General features: G+C 43.8%; 10 protein-coding genes and 1 tRNA gene. 4 read left to right on the top strand and 7 right to left on the bottom strand.

Features of this window, described 5'->3' with window-relative positions; genetic code table 11:
- The first annotated feature begins 747 nt into the window (after positions 1-747).
- The 3 genes from IM475_RS14535 to mrdA all read left to right on the top strand — a co-directional run bounded on the left by IM475_RS14535 (position 748) and on the right by mrdA (position 7,697).
- Positions 748-2,982 carry a galactose oxidase early set domain-containing protein gene (locus tag IM475_RS14535; RefSeq protein ID WP_287728026.1) on the top strand — a complete coding sequence of 745 codons (2,235 nt, stop codon included), beginning with the start codon at positions 748-750 and terminating at the stop codon, positions 2,980-2,982.
- A 150-nt stretch (positions 2,983-3,132) separates the two neighbouring features.
- Positions 3,133-4,962, top strand: a complete 1,830-nt coding sequence (locus IM475_RS14530; protein WP_287728025.1) for a Dyp-type peroxidase — start codon at positions 3,133-3,135, stop codon at positions 4,960-4,962.
- 860 nt (positions 4,963-5,822) lie between these two features.
- Positions 5,823-7,697, top strand: coding sequence for a penicillin-binding protein 2 (gene mrdA / locus IM475_RS14525; RefSeq protein ID WP_287728023.1), 1,875 nt, complete (start codon positions 5,823-5,825; stop codon positions 7,695-7,697).
- Here mrdA and IM475_RS14520 read toward each other — a convergent pair.
- The 6 genes from IM475_RS14520 to IM475_RS14495 all read right to left on the bottom strand — a co-directional run bounded on the left by IM475_RS14520 (position 7,694) and on the right by IM475_RS14495 (position 12,478).
- Positions 7,694-8,500 carry a radical SAM protein gene (locus tag IM475_RS14520; RefSeq protein ID WP_287728022.1) on the bottom strand — a complete coding sequence of 269 codons (807 nt, stop codon included), beginning with the start codon at positions 8,498-8,500 and terminating at the stop codon, positions 7,694-7,696. The two genes, mrdA and IM475_RS14520, sit on opposite strands and share 4 nt — an antisense overlap.
- Positions 8,501-8,519: 19 nt before the next feature.
- Positions 8,520-8,611, bottom strand: a tRNA-Ser gene (locus IM475_RS14515).
- A 61-nt stretch (positions 8,612-8,672) separates the two neighbouring features.
- Complete coding sequence (locus tag IM475_RS14510) at positions 8,673-9,392, bottom strand: DevA family ABC transporter ATP-binding protein (RefSeq protein WP_287728021.1); 720 nt, start codon at positions 9,390-9,392, stop codon at positions 8,673-8,675.
- An 18-nt stretch (positions 9,393-9,410) separates the two neighbouring features.
- Positions 9,411-10,583 carry an ABC transporter permease DevC gene (gene devC / locus IM475_RS14505; RefSeq protein ID WP_287728020.1) on the bottom strand — a complete coding sequence of 391 codons (1,173 nt, stop codon included), beginning with the start codon at positions 10,581-10,583 and terminating at the stop codon, positions 9,411-9,413.
- Positions 10,584-10,590: 7 nt separating this feature from the next.
- Entirely contained in the window at positions 10,591-11,874 is a 1,284-nt protein-coding gene (locus IM475_RS14500) for an ABC exporter membrane fusion protein (RefSeq protein WP_287728019.1), read from the bottom strand.
- A 31-nt stretch (positions 11,875-11,905) separates the two neighbouring features.
- On the bottom strand, positions 11,906-12,478 hold the full coding sequence (locus IM475_RS14495; RefSeq protein WP_287728018.1) for a TetR/AcrR family transcriptional regulator: 573 nt from the start codon (positions 12,476-12,478) through the stop codon (positions 11,906-11,908).
- 135 nt (positions 12,479-12,613) lie between these two features.
- Between IM475_RS14495 and IM475_RS14490 the strand changes: the two genes are divergently transcribed.
- Positions 12,614-12,904 (top strand): DUF2288 domain-containing protein, encoded by a 291-nt coding sequence (locus IM475_RS14490; protein WP_002775585.1) that lies wholly within the window; start codon positions 12,614-12,616, stop codon positions 12,902-12,904.
- 136 nt (positions 12,905-13,040) lie between these two features.
- On the opposite strand, the gene IM475_RS14485 is transcribed toward IM475_RS14490, so the two are convergent.
- A partial coding sequence (locus IM475_RS14485; RefSeq protein ID WP_502865703.1) for a calcium-binding protein occupies positions 13,041-13,701 on the bottom strand: 661 nt, incomplete at its 5' end.

Genomic DNA, 13,701 nt, shown 5'->3' with positions numbered 1-13,701 from the left:
CAGATATTTCTATCTTATAAACTCCTGCCATATTTTTCCTTTAACTCTACTAATATGATATTCTACACTATCTGTCGTCCGATCTTGGAGAATTGGTATAAGTCAATAAACTAGATTTAATTTCATTGATTGATGTTAAAAGAAGCTGAGGTTTTAGTTGAGCTTTATTTTCGGTGGGGAGAACGGGGGCAAAACCTTTAACCATGAGCTATTTCCTGATTAATTTTCATCAACAACAGTGAGACTAAGGCTAATGATAAATTATACAGAGGTAGCAGCGGCTAAGTCTGGGTACTGGCGGTGCAGGAGGGTGCTACAGCGAGTTCTTTACCCTATTTAGAAATCTTTGTCAAGTACAATTTATACCAAATTAGATGAACTTACCCTGCCTTGCCCATGCCTCATTCTGATGAAAACTGCTATAAATCCGTTGAGTATAGGCTACTGATGAATACAGGCACTCATGCACTGATGCACTCATGCAAAAGGGGGAATGGATAATCAGTCTTTAATAACCAGATTTAGGATCAATAGTAGTTTCTAGAATGAAGGTTTTTCGTCAAAACATCTTGGGGAATGTAAAAATATATGAAAGTATATAAAAATGTCTGGAATGTTGGAATATAATCAGGGCGAACCTCGGCTGTTAGGTCGCCTTATTCTGGAACAGTGAAAAAGGCTTGAAAAAGTTTAAGGTGAAGGAGCAGCCGGGGAATCCGATGGAGGTCGAGGTGACAATCAACCCCGATGCTTCATTTAAAAAATAATCAGGAAAGGCAAAAATTACCCATGATTTCCTCAGAAACGTCGAAAAAAAGACTATTAGCCCTGTTCCTAACCTTCGTGATTGCGTTCATGGCCACGTTTTGTATCGGAGCAGACTCAGAAGTTTTAGCTGCACCCATAGCCGATCCTAGCGTTTGTCCTGACAATCGAACCCTGAGTCCGTTCGAGAAAGATCTGCGTAAGGCCCTTGGGGATACTTTGAATTCCAAGGTTCTGAACTTTTCATCAGTTCCAGGACAATTATTGGCCTATGAAGGCTGTCCCGAAGAAATGGGGGCATGGTTATTATTACCCATGCCTAAAGAATCAGATCGGATGCAAGCAGTTCATGCTACTCTACTCCCTGACGGAAAAGTTCTAATCGTCAACGGGAGTAGTAACCGTAACCGATTTGAGAAGCTACCTGATCGCAACCCTGCTGATGGAGTCGATCCCTATAAGGGCGAAATAATCTTTGAAAATGCCGTTTATAAGCTTGAAGATGGGGTGGATACTAGCAACAGCCAAGTTGTTGATAACACCAGTCTTTTTGACCCAGAATTGGCCAATCCTCTGAACGGAAAATTTGGCAAAGAATCACCTTTTTCCCGCATTTCTTCTCCTATAGCGAAATGGGAGGGAGAAGCTAACGATATCTTCTGTTCTGGTCATTTACAACTGCCTAATGGGGATGTTTTGTTTATTGGGGGTAGTCGCCTTTATTACCCCGGATCAAAATTTCAGGGGTCTAAACAAGCGAATATTTTTCATTCAGACACGAAAACTTGGGCAAATCCCCATTTACTGAAGGATGGTCACTGGTATCCTACTCTTGTACCCTTAGCAGATGGAGCGATTGCGGCTTTTTCTGGTTTAGCGGCCGAAGTGTTTAATAAAATCAGTCCCTTTGTAGAGATTTACGATCCTAACGCCAAGGGAACTCCTAACGAGTGGCAGCATATTGATGTGTCCGAACTGCCTAATAGTCCCTTCACGACAAAGATGAATGACAAAACAGCCGCACGGGATTTAATCGATCTTTATCCGCGCATTTTCCCCACAAAAGATGGTCGTTTTTTGATCACAGGAGATGGGGGAGGAAAAACGCCTCTAACGGTTCATAAAAGTACCAAGAGTTACTTTGTTGAATTTAACAAAGATACCAATGGAAAATATTCCATTAAGTTTGAACCAGGTCCGGAGCGTAAAGCCACTTCTAAGGTTTATGGAACTGCGTCTCTTGATCCCACTTCCGATAAAGGAGATGTGTTACTTTATGGAGGTATTATTGGCACCAATGATATCAGTTTTGGACCGGGTAAATATGCTATTCGTGGGGCAAGTATTCCCTCCAGTGTTGAGCGTTGGAGCGCGCCTGAACCTGGTACCAAAGGAAAAGGGGAATGGAAGATTGATGAGGACTTTTTAGCCCGCATTGATGAAGATATTCTGCAAAATAGTTCTAGTGACTATAACAATCCCAAATATGAGTATGTCAAACAATCCTCTAATTTGGGTCGCTTTGGCAAACGGGCTATGGAACTAGCGGTGATTCTTCCCACAAAACAAGTATTAGTGGTTAATGGTGGTAACTACGCCGAACATTTTCCCGCTCATCATCCTATTTTATTGACTCCCAATGCTGCCAAAGAACCAATAAAATTTAACACCAAGTTGATGAACCCGGATATTCAACCCAGACTCTATCACAATACCGCTTTGCTGCTCCCTGATGCCAGCATTTTAGTGATGGGAGGGAATAATTCTCGGGCTGGTCGTTTTGTCGATAGTGGCAAGGTAGAATTAGATACCTTTGATGATTTCTTTGTCACCCCGAAAGGATTTACCTCTAATACTGCCGAGATTTATCAACACAGTATTTATTATCCTCCTTACCTATTTGGTTCAAGCAAGCGTCCGGTTATTGACAGCGATATTAAAGAGATTAGTTACGGACAATCTACCACTATTTCTGTCAGTAATGCTTCAGGTCCCAATACTAAAGATTCAATGGTACTGATCAAGGCGGGTTCTGTCACCCACTCCTTTGATAATGGACAGAGATTAGTGACTTTAGAGAAAACCTATACTGAGGATGGCAAAATTAGCTTTACAGTCCCCACAGATAAGCATTTCTCTCCTCCTGGTCACTATATGTTGTTTTATGTTAATCAAGAGGGTAAACCATCTGAAGGCAAGATCGTCAAATTGAGTTAAGCAGATGGGCATAGATGCCAAGCTCATCTTAAAACCTTGTCATGGCCAAGGGGAGGACACTGTAAATTTTCTGCCAATAACACCCCTTGGCCGTAAACCCCAAAAAATTGGCCAAGCAAACAAAGTTAAATTAACAAACTGGATGTAATCATGGTTGATCTCAACAAAATCGTCGAAATTGATCCCCTAAACAATGAAGAATACCGAACCCTTGTGCAAGACTTACAAGGTAATATCATCAAAGGCAATGGACGGGAAAACGCTGTGCATCTGTTCCTAAAATTCAAGGATGGGAAACAGGATCAGGTTAAGAAGTGGTTAGGGGAATTTACCCGTAAGTATGTTACTTCAGCTTGGGCTCAAGCTTATGAGGCTGAAAACTATCGTGAAAAGGGCATTAAAGGAAGTGTATTTACTAATGTCTTTTTAACGTTTTTTGGTTATGATGATTATTTGGGGTTAATTGGGGAAAAATTGCCCTTCTCAGAAGACTTTTTTCTTGAGGGAATGAAAGGTCCCAACAGTCAGTTCGGATTTACTGATCCTGATGTTGAACAATGGGACCCAGGTTTACAAAAAGACTGCCACTGTTTGATCTTAATGGCTGATGATAATTTTCAAGCCTTGCTGCACATTGTCAGAAGAGTGAAAAATAGCTTAAGAGAAATCGCCGAAATTGTCCATCAAGACAATGGCTTTGTTCTGCGTAATGAAGACGGCAAAGTGATCGAGCATTTTGGTTTCCGAGATGGGGTGAGTGAACCTTTATTTGTTAAACGAGACATTGATAAAGAACGAGAGTCTGGTAGTGATTTTTCTCAATGGGACCCTCGGGCTCCTTTAAGTCTTGTACTACTTAAAGATCCTTTTGGTAAAACCCCCGATAGTTATGGTAGCTATTTGGTCTATCGTAAACTAGAGCAAAATGTCCCCGGTTGGAACGACGATGTGGTCAACAAATTAGCTCCGGCCTTGAACTTAACAAATGATCCAGAGTTGGCCGGTGCTTATACCATGGGACGTTTTCAAGATGGAACTCCCCTAGTTCTGAGTAAGTCCCCCACGGACGATGATAGCAATAACTTTAATTATCGTGACGACACAACAGGGTCTAAATGTCCCTTTCATTCCCATATTCGCAAGACTAACCCACGGGGAGATACAGGAGATTTAATTGCGGCGAAAGTTCCTCTAGAAGAAGAAAAAATGCACCGTATTGTACGTCGGGGTGTTAGTTACGGAGAACAAGACCGCCACGAAGCAAAAGAAACCGGTTCGGGTTTGTTATTCTTATGTTTCCAAAGCAATATTACCAATCAGTTTGCCTTTATGCAACAGAGTTGGGCTAATACAGGAGGGTTTATTGAACAAGGTACTGGAACAGATCCCGTTATTGGTCAAGGGGGTCCGTTTACAGAAGGCTATAGTTGGCCGAAAAACTGGGGAAGTACAGAACGAATTCCGGCTGATTTTTCCCACTGGGTCACCTTGAAAGGGGGTGAGTTTTTCTTTACCCCTAGTCTGAGTTTTCTAGAATCCTTAAATGAAGATTCTGTCCCTCAAAAACGTCTGAAGGTCAAGCACAGTGGCAAAAACCTCAATATTGCTGATCGTAGTGCAAGCCTCGAAACGAATGCTATTCAATCTACTTCCAGTACTAATTATAGTCAGGTTTGGCTATTAGAAGAAGCTCAAAAAGGTTATTGTTTTATTCGCAATAAGCAAAGTGGCTTAGTTTTAACGGTGGGAGCTGTCACAGGAGATGTGCAGAATGTTTACGCCACTATTAAACATGGTGGAGATGCCCAACTTTGGAAGATGATAGACAATGGCCAGGGTTACTATCACATTGTTTCTAAAACCAACAATAAAGTTTTAGATGTGACTGCTTCTAGTCAAGATGAGGGTGCTAATGTCATCGTCTTTTCCCAGAAAACCAGTGATCAAGATAACCAACTTTGGCAGTTAGAGAACGTCTAATATAGCGGTGTGCAGTCGTATTAGGTACAGTGTCACAAGCTATAAACCATGCTAGGCAAAGCTTGGTCTGTATCTCACTCAAGCGCTTACCGCTATATACAGCGTTTTGTGAATTAGTGCGGTGCACAGTAGCGCCGCACTTTCAGTTATCAGTGAAAAGCTTACATTAGGTTAAGAAATACTTGACAAAAGACTCTTAACTATATGTCTGCGCCAGTTTCCTTTCCCGAAATCTCGATCGCCGGTATCACGGAACCAATTATAGCGTTTTTCAGTCTGCTGAGGTACAAAAGTTATGGGTTTTAGGCACTCATGCAAGAGTCAAAAGGCTTCGGCCGTGATCTCAGCGTTCGACTGAGCGTTCGACTGAGCTCGCCGAACGTCCGAGAGCCGAACGGTTGAAGCATGAAACCCAAGGCCTGCATAGTTTACGCTACCGCTAACCCATCCTATAAATAATTGTGCCTCCCTACTTATTAACAATTCCTATCAAAGCTCTCTGACAGATTCTTACTGAGTATTTTTGAAAAATCAAGGCCAGTTGACAAAAGTTAAAATTTATCCGAGCATTTACACCTATTTTGTTAAGATATATTGCGGACTCCCTTAACTTTAGTCAAGAGAGGAGCTAAATCACCTAGTATTGCGTCCTTTTCAGTAACCAGTGAACAGTAACCAGTAACCAGTAACCAGTGATCAGTAACCAGTAACCAGTGACCAGTGAAAAGACATCAGGAAAGTGCTATTTAAAACTACTCACTTAATACTTCTTACTTAAAACTCAAATCTCATAACTGATGACTGATAACTGATAACTGATAACTACCCTAATAATTTTTAAATTTTATAACTTTAAGCAAATGCGTAATAGCGGACTCCTATCAAAAACCAAAGTCAAACTGAAACCGAAAAAACCGCTCACCTCGCCGACGCGGCCATCGCCGAATAAATTACAGAATAAAATCAAAGATAAGGAGCGTCTAGTCGGTCGTCAGCGTCAGTCATGGCTAATTATGGGATTAATTAGCATTGTCCTGCTAGGAGGAGTCGGCTCGCGCTTGGCCTATTTACAACTGCAGCAAGGACAAATTAACCGAGAAAGGGCAGAAAATAACCGGATTCGCATTCTTCCCAAACCTCCGGTCCGGGGCAACTTATTTGATCGCAATGGCAAAGTTTTGGCTACGGCCCGCTTAACCCATGCGGCCTATATTTGGCCCAAATCCCAGCGTAATCCCGCTCAAAAACTCAATCTTGACCGTTTAGCCAGTATTTTAGCAATTCCCAAAAGCGACCTAGAAAAACGCATTAACGAAGCGGACGAAAACCCCTCCACCCTGATCCGCATCGCTAGGGGTTTAACTCCAGGCCAAATTATCGCCCTAGAGGAATACAAAGACGAATTAACCGGCATTGAAGTGGACGTGGAATCAGTGCGCTACTACCCCAATGGTAAAATCGGGGCGCATATTCTCGGTTATACCGGGGAACTAACCCCGGAGGAATATCAAGCCAAAAGATCCCAGGGCTACCGATTGGGAGATGTCGTCGGTAAAATGGGTGTAGAAGCCGCCTACGAGTCAAAATTGCGGGGAGAATGGGGGGGAATGCAGTTAGAGGTCAACGGATCGGGACAAGTAATCCAAATTCTCGGCCAAAAAATTGCTAAACCGGGGCAAGATGTCACCCTGACACTAGATTTAAAACTCCAAAAAGCCGCCGAGGCCGCTTTAGGAAAACGCAAAGGTGCGATCGTGGCGATCGATCCCCGGGATGGTTCCGTGCGGGCCATGGTCAGTTATCCTAGTTTTGATCCCAATGTTTTCTCGGCCCCAATTACTACCGCCACTTGGAAAAAACTACAAGCGGAGGGCAACCCGTTTGTTAACCGCGCTCTGCAAGGATTCCCCCCCGCTTCCACCTTTAAAGTCGTCACTGCCACTGCTGGCATGGAATCGGGTAAATTTCCCCCCAATACGGTCTTAAATACCTTTGCCGCCCTTTATGTGGGGGGGACAGCTTTTGGAGAATGGAATCACGCCGGTTTTGGTCCGATCGGTTTTGTCCGGGCCATGGCCATGAGTAGTAACACTTTTCACGGTCAAATAGGTCGCGGGGTGGGGGGACCGGCTTTAATTGCCATGGCTCGGCGCTACGGTTTCGGTCAGAAAACTGGGATAGAATTAGCGGAAGAAACTCCGGGGTTAATTGCCGATCGCGATTGGAAACTGCGTAATTTTAAAAACTGGGATTGGTCCGTAGGGGATACGATTAATATGTCGATCGGTCAAGGATTTACCCTGGCGACTCCCCTACAGGTAGCTGTGATGTTTGCTGTCCCCGCTAACGGCGGTTTTTTGGTGAAACCGCACCTTTTACAGGATGCCCGCGATGTTAAGGAATGGCGAAAATCTTTGAACATGAAACCTAGCACCCTAGACACCCTGAGAAAGTCCCTGAGAGCCGTGGTAGCGGAAGGAACGGGGCGGGCCCTATCTGACCCCGCTTTACCGCCCGTAGCGGGCAAAAGCGGCACGGCAGAAGCGCCTCCGGGCCAGTCCCACGCTTGGTTTGGAGCTTTCGCACCCTTCGACAAGCCCGAAATTGTCGTGGTCGCCTTTGCGGAACATTCCGGTGGTGGTGGTGGTAAAGTGGCCGCACCTATGGTACGTCAGGTAATGGAGGCTTATTTTAATGTCAAACCCAAAGAAGAAAAACCCCGGCCGAAGCCTTAGAGACCTGTGGCGGTAAGTGGCACACAGCGTACGGTAATTCCCGTGGCCGTGGCGATTTTTTGCGCCCAAATTGCCAATATTTCAGCGTTTACGGGTTTGAGAATTTGCATTCCGTCGCCCGCGCTGAGGGGATTATTACCGCGGGTTTCTAATTGTCTTTGTCTGGCCCGGGGACGGGTCGGGGTGTTAAGTTGAATTTCATCCGGTTGTAGCTGTTGCATCAAATCGATATACTGGTCTTGATCTTGCGGCGACCAAGAGGCCAGCACCATGGTTTGAATTGCTAGTTTTCCCGACCATTCTTGGCGAAATTGTCTTAATCCCCACCAAAGCTCCTGCCAATCCAGACCAGGGACCGGACGGTTAACCCGTCGCCATTGGGCCTCGGAAACAGCATCGATTTTAGCGGCGACGATATCAGCTTTGCTCAAGTCTTGACGCACTCGGGCATCTCCCAAAAGGGTACTATTGGTTAAGACCGCCACCGGCCGCTCGGTTATTTCCTTGACGGTGGCCATTATTTCCCCTAAATTGAGGGCGAGGGTGGGTTCCCCGCTACCACTGAGAGTGACTATATCCACGTCCCAGGGGGCAAAGGCACTTAAATCCCTGCTAATTTGTTCGCTAGTGATAAAAATTCTTCGTTGCTCGGTTTTTTGCTCAATTTCTCCTAACTGACAGTAGGCACAGTTAAAGGAACAGGTGGAAACTAAACCGATCGGATCGATGCCCAGGGAACTGCCGAAACGCCAAGAGGCAACCGGACCATATACGGAGCAGAAATAATCCTGGGGAGCAGTCATCGAACCTACCCAAAAAATACGGAGAGGGAGGGATTCGAACCCTCGGTACGGTCTTACGATTCGTACAACAGATTAGCAATCTGCCGCATTCGACCACTCTGCCACCTCTCCAAGATGACATTATTTTAGTCTAACATGAAAGGCCGATTTTTGGCAAGTAATTTTTGGGCGGTTAATCGCTTAAACGACCATCCTCCATATTGACAATGCGATCGGCGATGTCGAGAATCCGGTTATCGTGGGTGACAAGTAAAATCGTGCAACCTTGTTCTTTTGCCAATTTCTGCATGATTTCCACCACATCCCGCCCGGATTGTTTATCTAAGGCCGCGGTCGGTTCATCAGCGAGGACTAATTTGGGATGACTGACGAGGGCGCGAGCGATCGCAACCCGTTGTTTTTGTCCCCCCGATAGATCATGGGGATAGTAATCAACGCGGTTGCCTAAACCCACTGACTCTAGAATTGCCGCCGCTTTTTGATCGAGATCTTGTTCTAAAAACTCCTCGTGCAGTTCCAAAGACATCCTCACGTTTTGTTTCGCTGTCAGGAATTTTAGTAAATTATGTGCTTGAAAAATATAGCCAATTTGTCGGCGAATTTTCAGCATTTTGCCCTTACTAATTCCTAACATTTCTTGTCCGAGAATTTTTAAACTGCCCGCTTGTGCCGATCGCAAACCTCCCAGTAAACTCAATAAAGTAGTTTTCCCCGATCCCGAAGGACCGGTCATAATCACTACTTCCCCCGCTTTAATTTCCAGATCGATATCGTATAAAACCTGTTTTTTTAATTCCCCCGTGCCAAAATAGTGATTTAAGCCTTTAATGGCAATTACGGGTTCATTAGGGCTAAAATCCTCTAATTCTCGCTCTTTTTGAAAAATCAGCATTATTTCACCCTTGATAGTTTAAAAAATATCGGCTGGATCTGCTGTCCTTAATTTGCCCATAGCGACAATTCCAGAGGCAATACACATGATAACTGTTAGGATTAAAACTTCGATCGCCCTAGCGGTAGTCATCACTATGGGTAAAAGTGTAGCGGAGGAAGCGAGATTATAAACACCGAGAGAGACGATAAACCCCGGTATATACCCCAAAACGGCTAGTAATAAAGCCTCTTGCATCAAAACCCCGACTAAATACCAATCACCGTAACCCATAGCTTTTAGGGTAGCGTATTCGGGTAAGTGATCGGTGACATCGGAATAGAGAATCTGATAGACAATGACGATACCGACGATAAAACCGACTACTGTACCTAAACCAAAGATAAAACCAATGGCTGTACCATTTGCCCAATAGGTTTTTTCCCTTTCGGCAAATTCTTTTAAAGTAAGGACTATTACTTCATTTTTAGGGAAAAGTGCCTGTAAATTGGCCTTAACTGCTTCGATATTTGCCCCCGGTTGCAGTTTCACCAGTCCTATATCGATTTCGTGGGGTTGACGTTCGGGAAAGAGCCTTAAAAAGGTAGAATCACTGGTAATGACGTTACCATCGGCAGCAAAGGAGGCACCAAGGGTAAAAATTCCCGCTACCTGTACCTCTTTTTTATTTAACTGGACTGTCAAATCGGGGTTTTTCTGGAGTAAATCGGCAATTGGACCGAATTCTGGTCTTCCTGCTTGATCGTACAAGACGCGATTTAACATCTTCAGATCACTGGATTTTTGATTAACTTCCGGGAGGGTAAAAACCCGTTGACTGGGATCAAAACCAAAGACTAAAGTAGTTCTTTCTAGGGCAGTTTCGGGATTGCGCCACTGGGCAGAAGCAATATAAACTGAGGCTAAAGATTGAATGCCCTCGACTCTTTTAGCTTGATACAAGCGATCGCGTGAGAAACTTTTCACCGCAAAGAGGGTATCGAATTGGGGATTAATCAGGACTAAATCCGCATCGAGGACATAATGGGGTTTAACGGAAGCATCAAATAAGGCATCCCGAAACCCCAACTGCGTGAAAATTAGGAAGTCGGCAAAAGCAATCCCGGCAATAGCTACAATCAAACGGGTTTTCTCTCGCGTCACCTGTAACCAAGATAGGGGCGTTTTTTTGAATAGATGGCTTAGTTTCATGGAAAACCTACTCATTGATAGTTACAGTTACTTGGGAATTGGTTAAACCTGCCACTTTTTCACTGTTTTCGCGATCTAAGGCAATGCGGACAGAGATCACTTTGCGATCGAAGTTTTCTCCCGGTTGATTGCTGAAGATATTTTGTTGGTCAACTTTTAAAGCAATTAAGCGCACTTTTCCGCTAACTTCGCCCTTAAACGCCGATCCGGTAATCGTGGCAGTTTGTCCCTCGCGAATTTTGCCGATATCGCTTTGATAGATTTCGGCAATTACTTCCATGCGATCGGTTTCAGCAAGGTCAACAATTCCTTGATCGCTAATTTGTTCCCCGATACGGGTATTGACTTTAATCACTTTGCCGGTAATTGGCGATCGAATATAAGCCTGATTTAACTCGGTTTGGGCTTTTTTAACGGCAACTAGGGCAGCATTTACCTCCGCTTGGGCTGCCCGCACATCGACTCCCCGCACTTCTGAGACTTGATTTAAAGTGGATTTGGCCTCTTTGATCTGCTGTTGACCAGTGGATTCAATCCGGGCTAGGGTAGTCTTGGCTTCTTGTATCTGTTGTTTACCGGTGCTTTCAATTCTCTCTAGGGTAACTTTTGCTTCTGTTAGTTGTTGATTACTGGTTTCTAAATTTAGTCTTTTACTATCAAAACTAGAGGCGGAAATTGCCCCTTCTTGATAGAGTTTTTCGTAGCGATCAAATTCAGCTTTGGCATTGCGATATTCTGCTTCTAATTTGCCAATTGTCGCTTTTTGGGCGGCTATATCCCCTTCTAATTGCGCTGTTAATCTTTGAATAGTTGTCCGTTGGTTTGCTTGATCCCCTACCCATTGTGCCTCGATTTTTCGCACGTTAGCGGCATTAGCATCGATTTCGCCGACTTTTGCCCCAGCTTTCACCTGTTCTAGTTTGCCTGCGGCTACTTTCACCTGTTCTTGTGCCTGTCGCAGGTTATCCTCTAATCTTTCCTGACTTTCGAGAATGGCGATTATTTGTCCCGTTTTGATGCTATCTCCTTCATCGACTAATAATTGCTTGACTCGATCGGAATCAAGCAACATCGGGGCAGATATGCTGATAATTTCTGTCCTCGGTTCAATTCTGCCTAAAGCGGTGATTTTTTGCGGGACGGGTGACGCAATTACAGGGGTTTTGGTTTCGGGTTTGCTGGCGAATTGGGAAAGACTATAAAAGGTGATTATTCCTAATAATCCTGTGCCTAATACTATTAACCCGATCATTAACTTTTGATTTGGTTTCACAAAAGTTTTACCTTTCATAATTTTTTAGTTAATAAGTGATTGTTGGGGGTTAACAGTTTTTCTGCAAATAAGTAGTAAGAATTTTACCTAATAATTCCATTTGTTCATCGATCGCAATCTGTTCATTGCACCACAGGCGCTCTAATATCAGTCCATTAATAACGCTGACAACTAACCAAGCTACACTCGGATCGCTAATACCTAAAATCTCGATTACTGCCTGATGATAGCGGCGATCAACGCGCTCAAAAAGTTGACTACGACTGAGTTCTTCTCGTCCTTGGTATTGAGAATAATCAATCCATAAGAATAATTGTTTGATGCAGTAATCCTCGCGATTAGTCATAAATTTTCCGAGAATTTTTAGCTTTTCTATCAGGGTTTTTCCTCGATCGATCTCGACTTTAGCTAATAAAACATCCTGCCGGCACATCTCCTCGACTAATTGCTCGAAAAGTGCCGCTTTACTGGGAAAGTAGTGGTACAGCGTTCCCGTGGACACTCCCAATCCTTGCGCTAATTCTCTCGTCGTCATGTTAGCATAGCCTTTCTCGGCAAAGAGTTCGGCACTTTTTAAGAGGAGTTCTTTTCGGTATTGTTCTACATCTACTATCTTAGGCATAAGTTTAATATCGAACGTTCGTTATATTTTAGCTTAACATTACTATAAATGGGGAAATCGGCTGTCCCTTTGCCTGTATGCTAGAAAGAGGAGCTAATTCGTTATTGAGCGAGCTTTTTCGCAAGGATTGACAGTATGGGTAATATTCACGAGCAGTTATTAGAGGAATTAGCCGAAGTGGAGTGGAGTGACTTGATCCCCCATGCTCAAAGGGATGCGCTGATTCTGGTTTCCGATTCCCTCAATTTAATCGAAGTGGCAGAAGCGATCGCCGGTGATCAGGTTGCTCAAGTGCAGAATTGGATCGGGGAAAAACTACTGGAAAAACCGACACAAGAGCAGTTAAGCGATTGGAATTCCCATCCCGATAACCTTTTTAATACACTAATCGTGCAACCTTTTGTGTTAATTCAGAGCATAGCTTAGATAAAACCAAACCCCCCAATCTTGTGAGATTGAGGGGTAGGAAAGAATAATCCTGGCATCGAGCTATTGTCCCGGTCGGCAACCCGACAAGTATCTTGGACAAGATGGTTGCGTACAACTGGCTAATTGCTCAATATTAAAGAATATTAAAAACCCCATTGGCAAAGGCGTTACCGAGTAATAATTCGTTACCAGATGAATCCGTAATTAGACCCGATACCCCATCCGTATCGAGCATCAGTGTCTTACTAGCGTTTTTAAATCTACCTACTCCAAAGAATGATATGCCTGACCATTCAACGGTAGATAGGTCAATGTTCCCAATCTTGATAGCAACACCTTTTTTAGTGTCCGCAATGCCATCTTTGCCAAAATTACCAGAAAAAATGAATTGATCTCCACTTTCTCCTGACGCATAAACATCATTGCCTAGTCCGTTATAAAAAATGTCATTTCCCCCCCCTCCAAAAATGACATCATCGCCTGCACCATCGCGGAAAATCTCATCAGCAGCAGTACCCTTTATCCGATCTTTGTAGGCAGAACCGATATATTCCTCGATATTTTTGGCAATAATATTTTTAGGTCTGGTTGAGTCGTTAATGACAATTCCCTGTTTACTACCAGCAAAGTCTAAAATATCTTTTTTTCCTGCACCACCATCAACTTGAATGGTATTTTCATCAACTTTAAAAGTGTCATCACGATTTGTACCAACAAAGGTTTCAAAATTGGCAATCGAAAGGGATTCAGAGCCTACTTGGGCGACTTTGGCAGTCGTATTAATTGATACTCCT

Origin of the sequence: Microcystis sp. M061S2, assembly GCF_020245605.1 — a bacterium.
In the GTDB taxonomy this organism is placed as follows: Bacteria; Cyanobacteriota; Cyanobacteriia; order Cyanobacteriales; family Microcystaceae; genus Microcystis.
Note: the sequence above shows the minus strand (reverse complement) of the source record. Positions and strands in the feature narration are given on the sequence as shown.

Bases quoted from the DNA above. Each gene is read 5' to 3' on its own strand.
- IM475_RS14535 (WP_287728026.1), top strand. From the start codon at position 748: ATGCTTCATTTAAAAAATAATCAGGAAAGGCAAAAATTACCCATGATT.
- IM475_RS14530 (WP_287728025.1), top strand. From the start codon at position 3,133: ATGGTTGATCTCAACAAAATCGTCGAAATTGATCCCCTAAACAATGAA.
- mrdA (WP_287728023.1), top strand. From the start codon at position 5,823: ATGCGTAATAGCGGACTCCTATCAAAAACCAAAGTCAAACTGAAACCG.
- IM475_RS14520 (WP_287728022.1), bottom strand. From the start codon at position 8,500: ATGACTGCTCCCCAGGATTATTTCTGCTCCGTATATGGTCCGGTTGCC.
- IM475_RS14510 (WP_287728021.1), bottom strand. From the start codon at position 9,392: ATGCTGATTTTTCAAAAAGAGCGAGAATTAGAGGATTTTAGCCCTAAT.
- devC (WP_287728020.1), bottom strand. From the start codon at position 10,583: ATGAAACTAAGCCATCTATTCAAAAAAACGCCCCTATCTTGGTTACAG.
- IM475_RS14500 (WP_287728019.1), bottom strand. From the start codon at position 11,874: ATGAAAGGTAAAACTTTTGTGAAACCAAATCAAAAGTTAATGATCGGG.
- IM475_RS14495 (WP_287728018.1), bottom strand. From the start codon at position 12,478: ATGCCTAAGATAGTAGATGTAGAACAATACCGAAAAGAACTCCTCTTA.
- IM475_RS14490 (WP_002775585.1), top strand. From the start codon at position 12,614: ATGGGTAATATTCACGAGCAGTTATTAGAGGAATTAGCCGAAGTGGAG.